At 59.8% G+C, this 18,524-nt stretch carries 16 protein-coding genes; 4 read left to right on the top strand and 12 right to left on the bottom strand.

Annotated features, from left to right (window positions below; genetic code table 11):
- Positions 1-84: 84 nt before the first annotated feature.
- Positions 85-1,932 carry a dihydroxy-acid dehydratase gene (ilvD, locus tag AACY07_RS21210; protein ID WP_133075143.1) on the bottom strand — a complete coding sequence of 616 codons (1,848 nt, stop codon included), beginning with the start codon at positions 1,930-1,932 and terminating at the stop codon, positions 85-87.
- A gap of 381 nt (positions 1,933-2,313) precedes the next feature.
- On the opposite strand from ilvD, the gene AACY07_RS21205 reads away from it, so the two are divergent.
- Complete coding sequence (locus AACY07_RS21205; protein WP_339477316.1) at positions 2,314-4,005, top strand: DUF4153 domain-containing protein; 1,692 nt, start codon at positions 2,314-2,316, stop codon at positions 4,003-4,005.
- A 60-nt stretch (positions 4,006-4,065) separates the two neighbouring features.
- Here the strand turns inward: AACY07_RS21205 and AACY07_RS21200 are convergent, their stop codons facing one another.
- On the bottom strand, positions 4,066-5,262 hold the full coding sequence (locus AACY07_RS21200; RefSeq protein ID WP_019828076.1) for a class I SAM-dependent rRNA methyltransferase: 1,197 nt from the start codon (positions 5,260-5,262) through the stop codon (positions 4,066-4,068).
- Between the two features lie 150 nt (positions 5,263-5,412).
- Between AACY07_RS21200 and mutM the strand changes: the two genes are divergently transcribed.
- Positions 5,413-6,225 (top strand): bifunctional DNA-formamidopyrimidine glycosylase/DNA-(apurinic or apyrimidinic site) lyase, encoded by an 813-nt coding sequence (gene mutM / locus AACY07_RS21195; RefSeq protein ID WP_339477315.1) that lies wholly within the window; start codon positions 5,413-5,415, stop codon positions 6,223-6,225.
- Positions 6,226-6,355: 130 nt separating this feature from the next.
- On the opposite strand, the gene AACY07_RS21190 is transcribed toward mutM, so the two are convergent.
- The 5 genes from AACY07_RS21190 to AACY07_RS21170 form a co-directional block, all read right to left on the bottom strand.
- Positions 6,356-6,607 (bottom strand): YfhL family 4Fe-4S dicluster ferredoxin, encoded by a 252-nt coding sequence (locus AACY07_RS21190; protein ID WP_016782613.1) that lies wholly within the window; start codon positions 6,605-6,607, stop codon positions 6,356-6,358.
- Positions 6,608-6,706: 99 nt separating this feature from the next.
- On the bottom strand, positions 6,707-7,189 hold the full coding sequence (coaD, locus tag AACY07_RS21185) for a pantetheine-phosphate adenylyltransferase (RefSeq protein WP_004419754.1): 483 nt from the start codon (positions 7,187-7,189) through the stop codon (positions 6,707-6,709).
- A gap of 115 nt (positions 7,190-7,304) precedes the next feature.
- Positions 7,305-8,900: a GMC family oxidoreductase gene (locus tag AACY07_RS21180; RefSeq protein ID WP_133075146.1), complete on the bottom strand. Its 1,596-nt coding sequence runs from the start codon at positions 8,898-8,900 to the stop codon at positions 7,305-7,307.
- 38 nt (positions 8,901-8,938) lie between these two features.
- The gene (locus AACY07_RS21175) at positions 8,939-9,484 is read right to left on the bottom strand and encodes a twin-arginine translocation pathway signal protein (protein WP_339477313.1); all 546 of its coding nucleotides are present in this window, start codon (positions 9,482-9,484) and stop codon (positions 8,939-8,941) included.
- 13 nt (positions 9,485-9,497) lie between these two features.
- Entirely contained in the window at positions 9,498-10,928 is a 1,431-nt protein-coding gene (locus AACY07_RS21170) for a coniferyl aldehyde dehydrogenase (protein ID WP_339477312.1), read from the bottom strand.
- Between the two features lie 164 nt (positions 10,929-11,092).
- Here AACY07_RS21170 and AACY07_RS21165 point away from each other — a divergent pair, with 164 nt between their 5' ends.
- Entirely contained in the window at positions 11,093-11,761 is a 669-nt protein-coding gene (locus tag AACY07_RS21165) for a TetR/AcrR family transcriptional regulator (protein WP_339477310.1), read from the top strand.
- A gap of 30 nt (positions 11,762-11,791) precedes the next feature.
- Positions 11,792-12,646 (top strand): sulfurtransferase, encoded by an 855-nt coding sequence (locus tag AACY07_RS21160; protein WP_339477309.1) that lies wholly within the window; start codon positions 11,792-11,794, stop codon positions 12,644-12,646.
- A 122-nt stretch (positions 12,647-12,768) separates the two neighbouring features.
- On the opposite strand, the gene AACY07_RS21155 is transcribed toward AACY07_RS21160, so the two are convergent.
- The 5 genes from AACY07_RS21155 to AACY07_RS21135 all read right to left on the bottom strand — a co-directional run bounded on the left by AACY07_RS21155 (position 12,769) and on the right by AACY07_RS21135 (position 18,390).
- Positions 12,769-13,611, bottom strand: a complete 843-nt coding sequence (locus tag AACY07_RS21155) for an AraC family transcriptional regulator (protein ID WP_339477308.1) — start codon at positions 13,609-13,611, stop codon at positions 12,769-12,771.
- Positions 13,611-14,654, bottom strand: a complete 1,044-nt coding sequence (locus AACY07_RS21150) for a hydrolase (protein ID WP_339477307.1) — start codon at positions 14,652-14,654, stop codon at positions 13,611-13,613. The genes AACY07_RS21155 and AACY07_RS21150 overlap by 1 nt, the downstream gene beginning before the upstream one ends.
- Positions 14,655-14,955: 301 nt before the next feature.
- Positions 14,956-15,555 (bottom strand): 16S rRNA (guanine(966)-N(2))-methyltransferase RsmD, encoded by a 600-nt coding sequence (rsmD, locus tag AACY07_RS21145; RefSeq protein WP_133075153.1) that lies wholly within the window; start codon positions 15,553-15,555, stop codon positions 14,956-14,958.
- On the bottom strand, positions 15,555-17,045 hold the full coding sequence (locus tag AACY07_RS21140) for an insulinase family protein (protein ID WP_133075154.1): 1,491 nt from the start codon (positions 17,043-17,045) through the stop codon (positions 15,555-15,557). The genes rsmD and AACY07_RS21140 overlap by 1 nt, the downstream gene beginning before the upstream one ends.
- Entirely contained in the window at positions 17,038-18,390 is a 1,353-nt protein-coding gene (locus AACY07_RS21135; RefSeq protein ID WP_133075155.1) for a M16 family metallopeptidase, read from the bottom strand. The genes AACY07_RS21140 and AACY07_RS21135 overlap by 8 nt, the downstream gene beginning before the upstream one ends.
- Positions 18,391-18,524 lie beyond the last annotated feature (134 nt).

Genomic DNA, 18,524 nt, shown 5'->3' with positions numbered 1-18,524 from the left:
GGCAAGCCCGCTCCCACACGGGTGGTTATGTTGCCCATAAAAAATCCCGGCACCTGGCCGGGATTTTTGTTGTTGCAGGGTGGCTTACGGCACCAGCTTGTCCAGCAATGCTTTGTCACGCACCGCGCCCTTGTCGGCGCTGGTGGCCAGCAGGGCGTAGGCCTTGAGGGCGGTGGTGACTTTGCGCGGACGCACTTCAACCGGCTTCCAGCCTTTCTTGTCTTGTGCGGCACGGCGTGTCGCCATTTCTTCGTCGCTGATCAGCAGGTTGATCGAGCGGTTTGGAATGTCGATCAGCACTTTGTCGCCGTCCTGCACCAGACCGATCGCGCCGCCAGCCGCCGCTTCCGGCGAAGCATGGCCGATGGACAGGCCCGAAGTACCGCCCGAGAAGCGGCCATCGGTGAGCAGGGCGCAAGCTTTGCCCAGGCCTTTGGATTTCAGGTAGGACGTCGGGTAAAGCATCTCTTGCATGCCCGGGCCGCCTTTCGGGCCTTCGTAGCGGATGATCACGATGTCACCGGCCTGCACTTCGTCCGCCAGAATGCCGCGCACGGCGCTGTCCTGGCTTTCGAAGATCTTGGCATTGCCTTCGAACACGTGGATCGACTCGTCTACGCCCGCCGTTTTAACGACGCAACCATCCAGCGCGATGTTGCCGTACAGCACGGCCAGGCCGCCTTCTTGCGAGTAGGCATGCTCGACACTGCGGATACAGCCGTTTTCACGGTCGTCGTCCAGGGTGTCCCAGCGGGTCGACTGGCTGAACGCGGTTTGGGTTGGAATACCGGCCGGGCCTGCACGGAAGAAGGTATGCACGGCTTCGTCGTCAGTCTGGGTGATGTCCCACTTGGCGATGCCTTCGGCCAGGGTCTTGCTGTGTACGGTCGGCAGGTCGGTGTGCAGCAGACCGCCACGGGCCAGCGAGCCGAGGATGGAGAAAATGCCGCCGGCGCGGTGCACGTCTTCCATGTGGTACTTCTGGATGTTCGGCGCGACTTTGCACAGCTGCGGCACGTGACGCGACAGGCGGTCGATGTCTTTCAGGTCGAAGTCGATCTCGGCCTCTTGGGCAGCGGCCAGCAAGTGCAGGATGGTGTTGGTCGACCCGCCCATGGCGATGTCCAGCGTCATGGCGTTTTCGAATGCCTTGAAGTTGGCGATGTTGCGCGGCAGTACCGATTCGTCGTTCTCGACGTAGTACTGGCGGCACAGGTCTACGATGGTGCGACCAGCTTGCAGGAACAGTTGCTCGCGGTCGCTGTGGGTCGCCAGTGCCGAGCCGTTGCCCGGCAGGGCCAGGCCCAGGGCTTCGGTCAGGCAGTTCATGGAGTTGGCGGTGAACATGCCGGAGCACGAACCACAGGTAGGGCAAGCGCTGCGCTCGTACTCGGCAACCTTCTCGTCAGAAGCGCTGGAGTCGGCCGCGATGACCATGGCATCTACCAGGTCCAGGCCGTGGCTGGCGAGCTTGGTCTTGCCCGCTTCCATTGGGCCACCGGAAACGAAAATCACCGGGATGTTGAGGCGCAACGAGGCCATCAACATGCCAGGGGTGATCTTGTCGCAGTTGGAGATACACACAATGGCGTCGGCGCAGTGGGCGTTGACCATGTACTCGACGGAGTCGGCGATGATCTCGCGGCTCGGCAGCGAATACAGCATGCCGTCATGGCCCATGGCGATGCCGTCGTCTACGGCAATGGTGTTGAATTCCTTGGCAACGCCGCCAGCGCGCTCGATCTCGCGGGCAACCAGTTGACCCATGTCCTTCAGGTGGACGTGGCCGGGTACGAACTGGGTAAAGGAGTTGGCAATGGCGATGATCGGCTTCTTGAAGTCGGCATCTTTCATCCCCGTGGCGCGCCACAAAGCGCGGGCACCGGCCATGTTGCGGCCGTGGGTGGAGGTTTTCGAACGATAGTCAGGCATGGAACAACTCCGGGCGGCTAATCAGGTAACAAACAGGGAAGTGAGCTTCTAATGACTGGCAGACCACACAGAAAATGACTACGTGTCAGCTAGCTGCCTTAAACGCTGCGGGATCGCCGCGCGCCTGGGCCTGAGCTCATAAACCCGCCGGGGATGATTGGCGATGAATCCGTCGATTCTACACGGCTGGCGGGCGGAGGGAATGGGCAGGGCAGTTACGCCAAGGTACAAATGAATGACTCGTGAAGATGTATGGGGCAATAAGTTCTAGTAAGGCGGGACCTACTTTACTGTGGGAAAGAACTATTTTTAAAAAGTGGCAAGATCATTTAATGGGAACCAAGCAATAGTGTGCGATTGGTTTTTTGGTGAGGAGTGCAAATGCTGACGCTTGATCGATCCGTCAAAACGTATCTGGTCATCGGCCTGGTGCAAGGGCTGTTGCTATGGCTGGGCACCGCCATAGGCGAGCCGGGAGTCCAATATGGGCTGATGACTGCAGTGCTGGTGGGTGGCATCAACCTGTTGCTGCTGGGCGAGAAAATCCGTCAGAGCGGCACTGTAGGGTTGGTGCTCGGGCTTACGGCAGTCATGACGGCAATCAGTGCCTGGGTATTTTGGGGCGGCGATGAGTATTGGCGCTCAGGCAGTTGGCTGGTGGGCAGTTGGACCTTCTTCGCCGTCGTCATTACTTATGTGTGCACGGTTTTTATGCTGAGCTGGCCGACGCGCGAGGGGCGCTACCCACGCTACGAAGACCTGTTCCGCCATGCCTGGGACACAGTGTTTATCGTCATGCTGGGCCTGCTGTTGAACGGGGTGTTCTGGGCATTGCTGTTGCTGTGGGGCGGGCTGTTCAAGATGCTCGGCATCGTGACGCTCAACAAGCTGTTCTCAACCGATGGGTTTATCTGCGTCAGCTCGGCGATGGTGTTTGCCCTTGGCGTGCATATGGGCCGCGAAAAAGAGCGGGTTGTCGGCCAGCTGCGCGGGATTTTGCTGGCGCTGTGCCGCTTTCTGCTGCCGTTGAGTGCGCTGATTGTCATTGTGTTCACTTTCGCCTTGCCCTTTACCGGGCTGGAGCCGATCTGGGATACCGGCTATTCGACGCCAATCATGTTGTGGCTGGTGGCGGTCAGTCTGTTTTTGCTCAATGGCGTATTTCAGGATGGCAGCCAGGGCAGCGGTTATCCGGCCTGGCTGGTGCGGGTAATCGACCTGTGCCTGCTGTGCTTGCCGGTGCTGGTGGTGTTGGCGGGGTATTCGACCTGGCTGCGTATCGAGCAGTACGGCCTGACCCCGTCGCGGATTCTGGCCATGGCGCTGGTGCTGATGATTTTTGTTCATTGCCTGGCGGCGGTTTGGGCCGTGTTCGCCACCAAGGCTGTCTGGCTGGGTAGCTTGCGTGCCAGTAATCCGTTGATTGCGCTGCTGTGTGTGGTGTTGCTGCTGGGGCTGCATACGCCGTGGTTCAGCCCGCTTAAGTTGAGCGCGAACAATCAGGTGCAGCGCGTGCTCAGCGGCAAGGCTGCGGTGGATACCTTTGATGCTGATACCTTGCGCAATCGTCTGGGGCCACAGGGCAAGCAGGCGTATGACGCGTTGTTGGCGCAAGTCGAGCAAGGGGTGGTACTGACCGGGCCGAAGCGGCAAGTCTTGTTGAAACGTCTCAAGGAAGCAGGAACGGGCAATGGCCCCAGAGGGTCGGAACGGTTGCTGGAATGGATCGGGCCCAAGGTCGAGGGCAGTGAGCAGTTTGAGGACAAGGAGTTTGACGGGCAGTTGTGCCTGGCGCCAGGTTGCGCCCTGTGGGCCGTGGATCTGGATCAGGACGGGCAGCCGGAGGTGTTGCAGTTACCCAAGAACAAGTGGTCCGAGCCGTTGCACTTCTTCAAGCGTGATGCTCAGGGCAAATGGCGGCGAGCCGGTACTTATGCGGGTGATGAGAGCGCGCTGGAACTGATCGAGAAAATCCGCCAAGGCAATGTGAAGGTGGTGAAACCGAGTTATCAGTCATTGCAGATTGGCGAGGTTGAGCTGACGCCGAAGCTGGAGAAGCCTAGCAAGCCCTGAGCCCCCCGTAACAGCTGCCTTCGTTCCTCGGCAGCTGTTACGGGGCGATGCCCGCCTTACTTAGCTGTTAGGCAGCAAACGGCAGGTGATGCTCTTGATGTAGCGTGTTTCGTTGATGGCCGGGTGTACCGGGTGATCCGGACCCTGGCCACCGCGTTCCAGCAGCTGGATGTTGCGATCCAGATGACGGGCGCTGGTCAGCAGAATGTTCTGCAGGTCGTCTTCCGGCAGGTGCATCGAGCACGATGCGCTGACCAGAATCCCGTCCTTGGTGAGCAGGCGCATGGCTTGCTCATTCAGGCGGCGGTAGGCACCTTCGCCGTTTTTCAGGTCTTTTTTGCGTTTGATGAAGGCCGGCGGATCAGCAACGATCACGTCGAAACGCTCTTCGTTGGCTTTGAGTTCCTTGAGGGCTTCAAACACGTCGCCTTCCATGCAGGTGACTCGCTCGGCAAAACCGTTCAGGGCCGCGTTGCGCTCAACACCGTCCAGGGCGAACGATGAAGCGTCGACACAGGTCACTTCGCTGGCGCCGAAAGCAGCCGCCTGAATGCCCCAGCCACCGATGTAGCTGAACAGGTCCAGGACCTTTTTGCCTTTGACGTAAGGCGCCAGGCGGGCACGGTTCATGCGGTGGTCGTAGAACCAGCCGGTTTTCTGACCGGTCATGACCGGCGCTTCGAACTTGACGCCGTTCTCTTCCAGCGCAACCCACTCCGGCACCAGGCCGAACACGGTTTCGACGTAGCGCTCAAGGCCTTCAGCGTCGCGGGCAGCCGAGTCGTTCTTGAACAGGATGCCGCTTGGCTTGAGGACTTGCACCAGCGCTGCGATCACGTCGTCTTTGTGCTGTTCCATGGTGGCCGAGGCCAGCTGGACCACCAGGATGTCACCGAAACGGTCGACTACCAGGCCCGGCAGCAGGTCTGAATCGCCGTAAACCAGGCGGTAGTAAGGCTTGTCGAACAGGCGGTCGCGCAGGGACAGGGCCATGTTCAGGCGGTGAACCAGCAGCGATTTGTCCAATGGCAGCTTGATGTCGCGTGACAGCAGGCGTGCACAGATCAGGTTGTTGGGGCTCATGGCAACGATGCCCAGCGGCTTGCCGCCGGCGGTTTCGAGTACCGCTTGGTCGCCGGCCTTAAAACCGTTCAGCGGTGTGGCGGCTACATCGATTTCGTTGCTGTAGACCCACAAGTGGCCGGCGCGCAGGCGTCGATCGGCATTGGCTTTAAGGCGCAGGCTTGGCAGGGACATGACGTCGCTCCGGGTATTGAAAAGGGCGCGATTATAGCCTTAGACGTAACCTTGAGGCTTGGCTGATTCACCGCATTGCGTCGGATCACGGAGCTAGTCGCGCAGAAATTTCCGTTAGAATCGCCAGCTATTCCAGAGTACGGAGCCCCCATGCCTGAATTACCTGAAGTCGAAACCACCCAGCGTGGCATCGCCCCGCACCTTGAGGGGCAGCGGGTCAGCCGGGTGATTGTGCGCGAGCGCCGTCTGCGCTGGCCGATCCCCGAAGACCTTGATGTACGGCTGTCAGGGCAGCGCATTGTGCTGGTCGAGCGCCGGGCCAAGTACTTGCTGATCAACGCCGAAGTGGGGACGCTGATCAGCCATTTGGGCATGTCCGGCAACTTGCGGCTGGTGGAGGCGGGCCTGCCCGCTGCCAAACATGAGCATGTGGACATTGAACTGGAGTCCGGGCTGGCCTTGCGTTACACCGACCCGCGCCGGTTCGGGGCAATGCTCTGGAGTCTGGATCCGCTGAACCACGAACTGCTGGTGCGCCTGGGGCCGGAGCCGCTGACGGACCTGTTTGATGGCGATCGACTGTTTCAGCTGTCGCGCAAGCGTTCGATGGCGGTCAAACCGTTCATCATGGACAACGCGGTGGTGGTGGGCGTGGGCAATATTTACGCGACTGAAGCATTGTTTGCTGCCGGGATCGACCCGCGTCGCGAGGCCAAGAGTATTTCCCGTGCGCGCTATTTGAAGCTGGCGATTGAGATCAAACGGATTTTGGCCGCCGCCATCGAGCGTGGTGGCACGACCTTGCGCGACTTTATCGGTGGCGATGGCCAGCCCGGTTACTTCCAGCAGGAGCTGTTCGTGTACGGGCGCGGGTATGAGCCCTGCAAGATCTGCGGCACTGAACTGCGTGATGTAAAGCTGGGTCAGCGCGCCAGCGTGTTCTGCCCGCGTTGCCAGACGTAGCCACCAGTCCTGCGCTGAACGCTTGTGGGAGCGGGCCTGCTCGCGATGCAACCACCTCGGTCGAACGGGTCGATCGCAGTGAATCTATCGCGAGCAAGCCCGCTCCCACACAAATCGCATAGACGATGAATCAGGCCTTCCCGGTAATTGCCCGGTACTTTTCCATCAGCTGTTCTTCGGTTTCCGGGTGGGCTTCATCCAGCGGGATGCAGTCAACCGGGCAAACCTGTTGGCATTGCGGTTCGTCGTAGTGGCCAACGCACTGGGTACACAGGTTGGGGTCGATCACGTAGATCTCTTCGCCCTGGGAAATGGCAGCGTTCGGACACTCGGGTTCGCAGACGTCGCAGTTAATGCAATCGTCGGTGATGATCAGGGACATGGGTACTCCGGCCGGGGCGGTCGGCCCGGGCAACTGAAATCGAATGCGGCAATTGTGCCGCATTGGCGCCCGCAGTGCACGCGGGCGCCGCTTCAGTGGTTATTTCTTGCGAAAACGCTCGGTCAGGGCATCCGCCACGGCCGGGTGTACGAATTTGTTGATATCGCCGCCCAATGCTGCGATTTCGCGCACCAGCGTCGACGATATGAACGAATAACGCTCTGACGGCGTGAGGAACAGACTTTCGACATCGGGGGCCAGTTGGCGATTCATGTTCGCCAGCTGAAACTCGTATTCGAAGTCCGACACGGCACGCAGGCCACGCAGAAAGACATTGGCGTTCTGTTCTTTGGCGAAATGCGCGAGCAGCGTCGAGAAACCGACCACCTCAACATTGGGCAGGTGTTTGGTGACTTCACGAGCCAGCTCCACACGCTGTTCCAGTGGGAATAGCGGGTTTTTCTTGGTGCTGGCAGCGACAGCAATGATCACGTGATCGAACAGGCGCGAAGCGCGTTCGACCAGATCGCCATGGCCCTTGGTAATAGGGTCGAATGTACCTGGGTACAACACTCGGTTCATCGCGTCGTCCTGGCGGGAATCCGTTGGGGAGTCGGATGGTATCGCAGCATTACCGGTCGGCCAAGTCGCCATTCGAAGAAGAAAGCACTATAGACGCGACGAATTAACTGCTTTTTCATGAACTTTTAAGGCGTTCGGCCAGTTGCGTCGCGAGTTTAGCCGTCAATCCGTACACCGATAATTGTGGGTTGGCACCAATGCTCGTGGGGAATAAAGAGCCGTCGTGGACCGATACATTGCGCAATTGATGATGGCGGCCGAGGCTGTCGGTGACGGCCATCTGCGGATTTTCACCCATTGAACATCCGCCCATCACATGGGCACTGGCCAGGCGGGTTCGATACAACTCAAGGCTCAAACTGTCGATCTGGTCACGTGTTTCGCGAAGGCGTGTCATGTAGCGCGCATCGCTGTGCAATGGCATGACTGCGCTGGCACCCGCCGCAAACTGGATTTCGGCCATGCTGTGGAAGGCGCGCTTGAGCCCCTCCCAGCCGTAGGGCGTGAGGGTGTAATCGAGCACCGGGCTGTCATCGCTGCGCAACTCGACACTGCCACCAGGGCTGTCAGGATGAAAACCGTCGCGCATCAGCGCCAGCATCATGTGGGTGGTGGGCAGTTTGGCCATTTGTTCAGCGCTGCTCTGGCCAAAGCCTGAAAACAAGGTGGCGGCCAATGCCGGGTGCAGCGGTGGTACTTCGAGTTTGTAGCCCATAGGGCCTTTGGGACCGTCTTTCCATTGAAAGTGATCTGAGTAAATCGACTGCGGGGCGCCGTAGAAAGGATTGATTGCAGTAGGAAATTGCGCTGCGGAGAAGTTGACCAGATGCAGAAATGTCCGCTTGCCCAGTCGCTTGTGTGGGTCGGGTGCGTCGGAGCGCATCAGCAGGCCGGGCGTATTGATGCCGCCGCCTGCCAGAACGTAGTGGCGGGCCTTGACCGTAATCGTGTGGCCGTTGGGGGTTACGCAGCGGCTGTCCATTGCCTGGCACTCCAGGCCGGTGACATGGTCGCCACTGATGGATAACCGCCACGCGCGGGCCAGATACAGCAGTTCGCCGCCGTTCTCCAGAGTCGCGGGAATGGTTGTGACCAGCATTGATTGTTTGGCGTTGGTCGGGCAGCCCATGCCGCAATAGCCCAGGTTCCAGCAGCCCCGCACGTTGCGGGGGATCACATGCCAGCTGTAGCCGAGCTTTTCGCAGCCGTTGCGGATCACTTCGTTGTTGGCGTTGGGCGGGACTTGCCAGGGCGCAACACCCAGGCGCTGCTCCATGTGTTCGAACCAGGGAGCCATCTGTTCCTCGCTGTGACCTGCGACTGCGTGCTCGCGGGCCCAGTGTTCCAGGGTGGGCGCCGGGGTGCGAAAGCTGGAGGTCCAGTTCACCAGCGTGGTGCCGCCCACGGCCCGGCCTTGAAGAATGCTGATGGCGCCGTCTTTGCTCATGCGCCCCACACCTTCCTGATACAGGCTGGCGTAGGCCTCGTCCTCGAGCAGCTTGAAATCGCTGCTGGTCTTGAGCGGTCCTTCTTCGATCAGTAGGACCTTGTAGCCCGCTGCGCTGAGGATTTCAGCCGTGGTGCCGCCGCCTGCACCGCTGCCGACAATGGCGACGTCTGCCTCCAGTGTCAGGTCGCCTTCCAGTTGCGAGCCATCATGGGTTTTCCAGCCTCGGGCCAGGCCTTCGCGAAACGGATCGGTTACGGGCATCAGGGTTACTCGAGATGAGTGCGGGAACGTAAGTGTTTTTATATTTTTGGCGGACCCGGGTAGCCGCAGGCCGCCCATGATTGCGGGCACTCGTACCAACTCATCATGACCAGCTGCACCAGCGAGCCATGACCCATTTTCAGCAAGCCCAGGCTGCTGTTTTGCCAGCGCTGGAGAAAGTGCCGGATCTGCTCGGGGCTGGCGTTTTCCCAGTGCCCCCAAACGCCGGTCAACGGGCCGCGTGTCATGGGCATGGCCAGCACGTCGAACAGTTGTTGGGTAAGGCTGAGCAGCGCGGGAGACAAGTGGTTGAGGTTGTCGTCCAGAGTATTCAGCGTGGCCTTCGTAGCGTCGGGCATTGAGGACGCAGGCACGCTGCCAGCGAGCATGACCGGGATCAGCGCGCGCAAAAAAATCAGGTCGCTGCTGCGCAATACCGCAAAGCCACTGGCGCTGCTGCTGGCCGAGCAACCGCTAAGGCTGGCACTTAGCCCGGCAGTCGCCAGTAATGCACTGGCACATGCACCGACCTTCAAGACCCCGCGACGTGAAAGCAGGGCGTTCTCGACACTGAGTACAGGCATGGCCAAGGCTCCGCTAGCGGATGAACAGTTTCTGGATCAGGCGCACCAACTGCCGGCCGTAAGGCGGGTAGATCATCAGCGAGCTGTTCCAGCGCTGTTTGACCAGGACCCCTTTGGCCTTGCTGAAGGTCAGAAACCCTTCGTGACCATGGTAATGGCCCATGCCCGAGTGCCCGACCCCGCCAAAAGGCAGGTCGTCGATGGCCACGTGCAGCAGTGTTTCATTGATGCTGACACCGCCCGAGTGGGTGTGCTGGATGACGCGCTGTTGCTCGGCTTTGTTGTAGCCGAAGTAATAAAGCGCCAAGGGGCGAGGTCTGGCGTTGATGTACGCCAATGCCTGATCGAGATGGGTATAGGTCACGACGGGCAGCAGCGGGCCAAAGATCTCGTCCTGCATGACCTGCATGTCGTCGCTGACCTCCAGCACCAGTGCGTGGGGCATGCGTCGCCCCTGGCCTTGTTCATATAACGGAATCAGGCGTGCGCCCTTGAGGGTCGCATCGGCTTGCAGTCGTTCAAGGCGCGCCACCTGGCGTTCGTTGATGATTGCGGTGTAGTCCGGGTTATCGATCAGGGTCGGATAAAAGCTGTGGACCGCCTGGCGGTAGGCGTCGATAAAACCGTCGACCCGGTCCTGGGGCACCAGCACGTAATCCGGAGCGATGCAGGTTTGTCCCGCGTTCAGGGTCTTGCCCCAGGCGATGCGCTGGGCGGCATCCTTGAGCGGTACATCGGCCGACACAATGGCAGGAGATTTGCCGCCCAGTTCCAGGGTGACGGGGGTCAGGTTTTCAGCGGCCGCGCGCATCACCTGCTTGCCCACGTGGGTGGAACCGGTGAACAGCAAGTGATCAAACCCCAGGCTGGAGAACGCTACAGCCACATCGGCTTCGCCCAGCACCACCGTCACCATGTCTTCGGGAAAGATGCGCCCCAGCAAATCCTTGAGCAAACGCCCTGTGGCCGGGGTGAACTCGCTGAGCTTGAGCATGACCCGGTTGCCGGCGGCCAATGCCCCGACCAAAGGGCCAATTGCCAGGTACAGCGGGTAGTTCCACGGCACGATAATTCCGACCACGCCCAGTGGCTGGTACACCACCTTGGCGCTGGCGGGGACAAACATCATGCCGACGCTGCGCGTTGAAGGCTTCATCCAGCGCTTGAGGTGTCTGAGGGTGTAATCAATGCTGTGCAGGCAAGGCATCAGCTCGGCAAACAAGGTTTCGTCCGGACTGCGGTGGCTGAAATCCTGACTGATGGCGTCGATCAAGACTTCACGCTCGGCACTGAGCAGTCGGCGCAGACTTTTTAACCATTGCTGGCGTTGCGCAAGAGGTGCAAACGGATGGGCTGCGTAGGCCTGACGCTGTTTGTCGAGCAGTGAATTGAGCTCATCCTGAAGGGCTGAGACGTTGTGATCGTAGGCACTGTCGACAGACATGGTTGCTCCAGGCGTTTTTTCTATGGGTTTTTATCGTTGGAGAGCAGTAATGTTTTTAGAGCTTGTGCTCTAAGTTGTCAATCGCCGGGCCTGACACCCGTGTTGTTTATCGATTCAAGGTTAGGCCGTAAGATGCCTTTCGTTTTTAAATTAAGCGCAAGCCCATGGCCATACGACTAAAAACCAGCCAGCGCATCGCCAATAGCAGCCTGGAGCTTTTTAACCAGCTGGGCGAACGCAGTGTAAGTACCAACCACATTGCGGCCCATATGGAAATTTCGCCGGGCAATCTGTATTACCACTTCCCGAACAAGCAGGCGATCATCTCGGTGTTGTTCAGTGAGTACGAAGCACTAATATTGAGTTTTTTACACCCGCCAGAAGGGCGTTTGCCCACCGTTGCCGACAAGCGCCATTACTTGCAGCAACTGCTGGATGCCATGTGGCGCTACCGTTTTTTGTACCGCGACATTGAGCATTTACTGCACAGCGATTCGGAACTGGCCATCCGCTATCGACGCTTTTCACAGCACTGCCTGGCTCAGGCGCAGGCGATCTATGCCGGATTCGTCGAGGCCGAAATCTTGCGTATGACCTCCCAGCAAATCGAATCCTTGAGCCTTAACGCGTGGATTATTCTTACCTCGTGGGTCGGATTTTTATGCACCACCCGTGAGAACAGTGAGCAGCTCAGCGAGCAGGCGATCAAGCGTGGTGTGTATCAACTGCTGGTGCTGGAGGCGGGGTTTGTCACCGACCAGGCCCGTGAAGCAGTCGATGACCTGATCAAGGAATATTACGTTCCCCTGGAACATGCGCTGTACGCTCAATAACTGCATTTCACCCCCTCACAGGAGTTCACTATGCCCGTTGCGCAACTGATCAGCCCTCAAGCCCTGAATGAACGTCAGGCGCAGCCCGGTCTGGTTATTCTGGACTGTCGCTTTGCCCTGGAAGACCCGGATTATGGCCGTTGCAGTTATGCCGAAGGGCACATTGCCGGCGCACAGTTTGCCGACCTTGAGCGTGACCTGAGCGGGCCGGTGATCAAGGGCGTGACAGGTCGCCATCCGCTGCCCGATCCGCGCACCCTTGTGGAGCGACTGCGCGCCTGGGGTGTAAATGCCGACAGCGATGTGGTGCTGTATGACGATGGTCCCGGTGCCTTTGCTGCTAGGGCATGGTGGTTGCTGACCTGGCTGGGCAAGCGCGACGGCGTGTTTATCCTGGATGGCGGCCTCAAGGCCTGGCATGGAGCGGGCTTTCCCCTGAGCCTGGATGCGGCCCCGACGTTGCGCGGTACGTTCGAAGGTAAACCTGACAGCCATATGCTGCTCAGCGCGGAGCAACTGCAAAAGCGCCTCGGCAAACCGCAGATGACCTTGATCGACGCCCGTGCGCAGCCGCGCTTTCGAGGCGAGGTGGAGCCCATCGATCCTGTTGCCGGACATATTCCAGGTGCGCAGTGCGCAGCGTTCAGCGAAAACCTTGATAGCACGGGGCGTTTTTTGCCTGCCGAGCAACTCAAGCAGCGGTTCGCCGAAAAGCTGGGGGATCGCTCGCCCGAAGAGCTGGTGGCCTATTGCGGGTCCGGCGTGACGGCGTGTCATAACCTTTTTGCGCTGGGGCTGGCGGGTTATCCGCTGGGCAAACTCTATGCAGGTTCGTGGAGTGAATGGATCAACGATCCGGCGCGTGGCATTGCTACCGGCGATTGATCAACCGAGGGCGGTTTAGTGTGTGGGAGCGGGCTTGCTCGCGATTCAGGCGGCGCGGTCTATCAGGTGAATTGCGCTGATGCCATCGCGAGCAAGCCCGCTCCCACAGAGGCGGAGTGCAATCATCGGCGGTCCGAGTTGGCACTGGCCAAGCGATACGCACCAGGGCCAACGCCATAGACCTTCTTGAATTGCCGGCTCAGGTGGCTCTGGTCGGCAAAACCCAATTGCGTCGCCACTTGTAGCGGCAAGCAGCCTTGTTGCAACAAAGCCCGGGCATGGGCGATGCGCTGCTGCATCAGCCAGGTGTGTGGCGGCATGCCAGTGGCCCGTTGAAACACCCGGGCAAAGTGGAACGCAGACAAGTTGACCGCTGCGGCGAGCTCTTCCAGTGAGGGTGGCTCTGCCAGCCGGGCGTTTAACAGTTCCTTGGCCCGGCTTACGGCGCGATGCTCGACGCCGGGTTTTGCCGGCATCGGCAGGCGGGCATGGCGATTGAGCAGGGCTAGCATCATCTGGCGCCATACAGTTTGCTGGTGCAAGGCCGTTTCTGGCCCTTCGAGCAATTGATGCAGTTTGAACAACCCGTGAAACAGGTCGCTGTCGTACAGCAATGTGTCATTGAAGGTCGGCAAGTGCGTGGCGGGCAGTTCGAGTTCTTCGAGCAATTGTTGAATTTGTGCGTTGTCCGGGTAAAAAGCCCGGTAGCGCCAGCCCGCATCATGGCCTTTGTGCCCATTGTGGACTTCGTCCGGGTTGATCAGCACCAGCGTGCCCGTGGCGGCCAGGTGTTCGGCGCCCCGATAGCGATAACGCTGGGCACCCTCGACGATCATGCCGATCACAAAACCATCATGCACATGGGGCACGAAGCGGTGCTCGATATAGCGCGCCGTGAGCAATTCGACGCCCGTCAGGGGCGGCGTCTGCCAGAAGCGAATCGACTCACCCTGCTGTGCGTCCATTACTCGGACTCAAGCCGCAGCGCGGCCAGCCATTGGGGAATCCGTCGCTCAAGGTAGTAACCCGGCCTGGTCGGCGTACCTTCCAAAAAGCCGACATGTCCGCCTTTGGCGTGCAATTCAAGTTGCGTGCTGGGCGACAGCTCGCTGGCTTCAGGGATACTGTGCTTGAACACGAACGGATCGTCCGTGGACTGGATAATCAGGGTTGGGGTGTCGATAGCACCGAGGAAATAACGGCTGGAGGCGCGACGGTAGTAATCATCGACGTTGAGATAGCCGTTAAGGGGGGCTGTCACACGGTCATCGAATTCCCAGAAGGTGCGCATCTTGCCCAGCGTCTTCACTGAACCCAGCTCGGCCAGCCTGGCCAGGCCTTCGTGTTGGGCATCGAGCTGGAACCGGTGCTTTTTGACTTTGACGTAGGCCAGCATCTCGCGCATGAAATGAGCCTGGTAGACCCTCGAAAACCCGAGGCCGATCCGGTCTGCACACTGGTCAAGGCGGAACGGTACCGACACGGCGACGGCACCTTGCAAGCCACTCTCGTGGCCGCTTTCGCCCAGATACTTGAGCAGCACATTGCCCCCCAGCGAATAGCCCACGGCATACAGCGGCGCCAGCGGGTGTGTGGCGCGCAAATGCGCCACGGCTTCGGCCAGGTCTTCGCTGGCGCCTGAATGATAGCTGCGAGCCAACAGGTTGGGTTCGCCCGAGCAGCCTCTCCAGTTCAGTGCAGCACTGGTCCAGCCGCGTGCGGCAAGGGCGTTTTGCAGCCCCAGAACATAGTGCGAACCCGATGAGCCGGTCAGGCCGTGCAGCACCAGAACGACGGGGGCATATGCCTGCGGCGTGCCGTGCCAGTCCAGATCGAGAAAGTCGCCATCCTTGAGCCAGATGCGTTCGCGCCGATGTTCGATGGCAGGTTTTGTGCGCCATAACGGTCCCCATAACGTCTGGATATGGGGATTACCCAAACCCGACGCCGTGACAAACGGCTTGAGGGGTAAAGCATGGCTGGCTGAAAAAGGCACGGTGGTTCTCATCGGATGACAGGTACGGCGGGTGTCTAAATTGCCACATAGCAGCCCGGCGCCCAAGTGTTGCGTAATGGCCTGTTAGTTATCTGATGGCTGGCATGCAACGGGGTCCCATCAAAAGAACCGGCTGAGCTTGCGAAGGCAGGAGAGGGTGTTGCGCAGGGATTGTGTGTTTGCAGGCGCGCTCAAGGCATCGCTCGGACCGTGGAGCCGCTGCCGTAGGCTGCGATAAGGGCCGAAGAATCTTTGCTCTTGAAAAAGAGCGATCCCTTCGGGCTCGATCGCAGCCTGCGGCAGCGGCTACAGGTTATTGTGCGGCCGCAGCCTCACGCTGCCACAGGGCGTAGTTCACGCCCCCGGCTTTTTGCTCGCGGTGCAGGCGCCAGTTGGCAGGCAGGCTCAGTTCCGATGGACGGACTTCGCTTTCGGTGTAAACCCATGCGTCATCGGCCAGCCAGCCGCGTTGCTCCAGCAGGTCGCAGGCCGGCTTGAGCAGGTCCTTGTTGAACGGCGGGTCCAGGAAAACCACGTCGAACGTGTCAGTTGCCGTCGCGTCCAGATAACGAAGGGCGTCGGTCTGCTGCACTTCGCCGACCGTGCAGCGCAGGATGCCCATGTTCTCGCGAATGTTGGAAATCGCATCGCGGTTGCTGTCCAGTGCCACGCCTTTGGCTGCGCCGCGGGACATGGCTTCAAGGAACAGCGCGCCGCTGCCGGCGAATACGTCCAGTACCTTGGCGCCGCCGATGTGCGGGGCCAACCAGTTGAACAGGGTTTCTCGCACGCGATCCGGTGTCGGACGCAGGCCCTCTACATGGGGGAAGTCGAGCTTGCGGCTGCGCCATTCCCCGCCAATGATGCGTAACTGACCCGCACCTGAGTGCGATGTGTTTTTTGGCTTTGCCATTAATGCTCCGGAACCCCAAGAGGTTGCTCTGAAGGTTTGTCGGTAGGAGGTGGCAGTGGTTTTTGCGGCACGGTTGGGCCAGCGGTCACTACGACCATTTTGTCGGCGCTCAGGTGCTTGTTCATGGCGGCCTTGACCTGATCGGTGGTCAGGTCCTGGGATTTCTGCATGAAGGTTTCAAGATAGTCCAAAGGCAAATCATAGAAGCCCATTGCGCCAAGTTGGCCGACGATGGCTGAGTTGCTGGCAGTGGACAGCGGGAAGCTGCCTGCCAGTTCACGCTTGGCATCGTCGAGTTCTTTTTGCGTCGGACCATTTTTCAGGTAATCAGCCAAAATGTCTTGCACCAATTTGAGCGTACCTTCGCTCAATTCGGCACGGGTTTGCAGGTTGATCATGAACGGGCCACGGGCTTGCATCGGGCTGAAGCCGGAATACACGCCATAGGTCAGGCCGCGCTTTTCACGCACTTCAGTCATCAGACGCGTGCCGAAACCGCCGCCACCCAGGATGCTGTTGCCCAACGCCAATGCGGCATAGTCGGGGTCGTCACGGTCAATGCCCAGTTGGGACACCAGCAAGTGGGTTTGCTTGGACGGGAACTCGATGTGGGTTGCGCCGGGTTTTGGCTCGCTCGGTTGCACTGTTTTTGCAACGGCCGGGCCCTTGGGCAGCGCGGCCGAAACCTGGGCTGCGATGGCTTCTGCTTCAGCGCGAGACAGGTCGCCAACGATCGCAATGACTGCGTTGCCAGCGGTGTAGGCCTTGTTGTGGAAGGCCTTGAGCTGATCGATGGTTATAGAGGTGATGCTTTGGGCGTTGCCATCGCTGGCGTGAGCGTACGGGTGATCGCCGTACAGGCGCTTGAACAGCTCATCGCTGGCCAGTTTTCCAGGGTTTTGCTTCTGGAACTCAAAGCTGGCGAGCAACTGGTTTTTGATCCGCGCCAGGGAGTCAGCCGGGAATGTCGGCTTGCCCACCACCTCGGCGAACAGATTGAGCGCCGGAGTGCGTTTGTCCACATCGCTCAGGCTGCGCAGTGAGGCAACGGCCATATCGCGATAAGCACCATTGCCGAAGTCGGCACCCAGGCCTTCAAAGCCCTGGGCGATGGCGCCTACATCTTTACCGGCCACGCCTTCGTTGAGCATGGCGTTGGTCAGCAGAGCCAGGCCGGGGGTGTTGTCGTCCTGGCTGCTGCCGGCGGCGAAGGTCAGGCGCAGGTCGAACATCGGCAGCTCCCGTGCTTCGACGAACAGCACTTTGGAGCCTTCGGCGGTTTTCCAGGTTTGCACGTTCAACGCACGGTGGCTGGGTGCCTTGCCGTCGAGTTCGGCCAATGACTGGAGTTTTTGCTCGGTCTTGGCCTTGTCCAGCGCCTGGCTTGCAACCGATTGGTCGGGATTGGCAAAAAAGTAGCCGAGTGCGCCAACCAGAACGGCAGCGCTCAGACCGAGCAGGGCGAAGCGGGAGGCTTTACGCTCACTCATGGGTTTTCTCCTCGGGCAGAACATGCGCAACGCTCAGGCGGTCGCGAGTGAAATAGGTGCGGGCGGCTTGCTGGATATCGGCCGGTGTGACCTTTTGCAGGTCAGCCAGCTCGGAGTCCATCAGCTTCCAGGACAGGCCGACGGTTTCCAGTTGGCCAATCGAGGTGGCCTGGCTGGTGATCGAGTCGCGCTCGTAGACCAGGCCGGCAATCACCTGGGCACGCACGCGCTCAAGTTCTTCAGTGGTAGGCGGGGTCTTTTTCAGGTCGTCGAGCAAACGCCACAAACCCGCTTCGGCCTGGGCCATGGTGACTTTTTTCTGGCTGTTGGGCATTGCTGAAAGCATGAACAGGCTGTCGCCACGGGTGAAGGCGTTGTAGCTGGACGATGCCCCGGAGACCAGTTCTTCACCGCGCTCAAGCTGGGTCGGCATGCGTGCGCTGTAGCCGCCGTCCAGCAGCGCAGAAATCAGGCGCAAGGCATTGGCGGTGATCGGGTCTTTGGCCGTCGCAATGCTTGGCACGTTAAAGCCCAGCATCAAGCTTGGCAGTTGGGTCTGTACGTGGATCTTGAGCAGGCGCTCGCCAGGGGTTGGCAGCTCCAGCGGGATTTTGGCGACAGGAATTTCGCGTTTTGGAACAGGCCCGAAGTAGCGTTGAGCCAGGGCTTTGACTTCATCCGGGGTCACGTCGCCGACCACGACCAACGTGGCGTTGTTGGGCGCATACCACTCTTCGTACCATGCGCGCAGTTCGCCAACGCTCATGCGCTCAAGGTCCACCATCCAGCCGATGGTCGGAGTGTGGTAGCCGCTGGACGGGAAGGCCATAGCACTGAACAGCTCGTAGGCTTTGCTCATGGGCTGGTCGTCGGTGCGCAGGCGGCGTTCTTCCTTGATCACTTCGATCTCGCGCTTGAACTCTTCAGGCGGCAGGCGAAGGCTGGCCATGCGATCGGCCTCAAGTTCAAAGGCCACGCCCAGGCGGTCGCGGGCCAGCACCTGGTAATAGGCGGTGTAGTCGTCGCTGGTGAAGGCGTTTTCCTGGGCGCCAAGGTCGCGCAGGATCAGGGAGGCCTCGCCGGGGCCGACCTTGTTGCTGCCCTTGAACATCATGTGCTCAAGGGCGTGGGAGAGGCCGGTCTTGCCGGGCGTCTCGAAACTGGAACCCACTTTGTACCAGACCTGGGAGACCACTACGGGCGCGCGATGGTCTTCGCGCACAATGACTTTCAGGCCATTGTCCAGGCGGAATTCGTGGGTCGGCTGCGGTTCGGCCGCCAGGGCCGAAAGCGGAAGTAAAACTGTGCTGAGCAACAGGCCAGCAGCGCGGCGGGCTAGATTCATTCGTTTTTTAACCTGTTGGGCTACCTGCTCGGCCTTAGCGTCTGCAGGTGAGGAGGTGCTAGGATACTGATCCGTTTTACTGGCGGCCACGCCTATCAGGCCATTGACGATCAGACTAAGGTTGATCGGGCAGT

It is taken from the genome of Pseudomonas sp. RL_5y_Pfl2_69 (genome assembly GCF_963970465.1).
Taxonomy (GTDB): Bacteria; Pseudomonadota; Gammaproteobacteria; order Pseudomonadales; family Pseudomonadaceae; genus Aquipseudomonas.
Note: the sequence above shows the minus strand (reverse complement) of the source record. Positions and strands in the feature narration are given on the sequence as shown.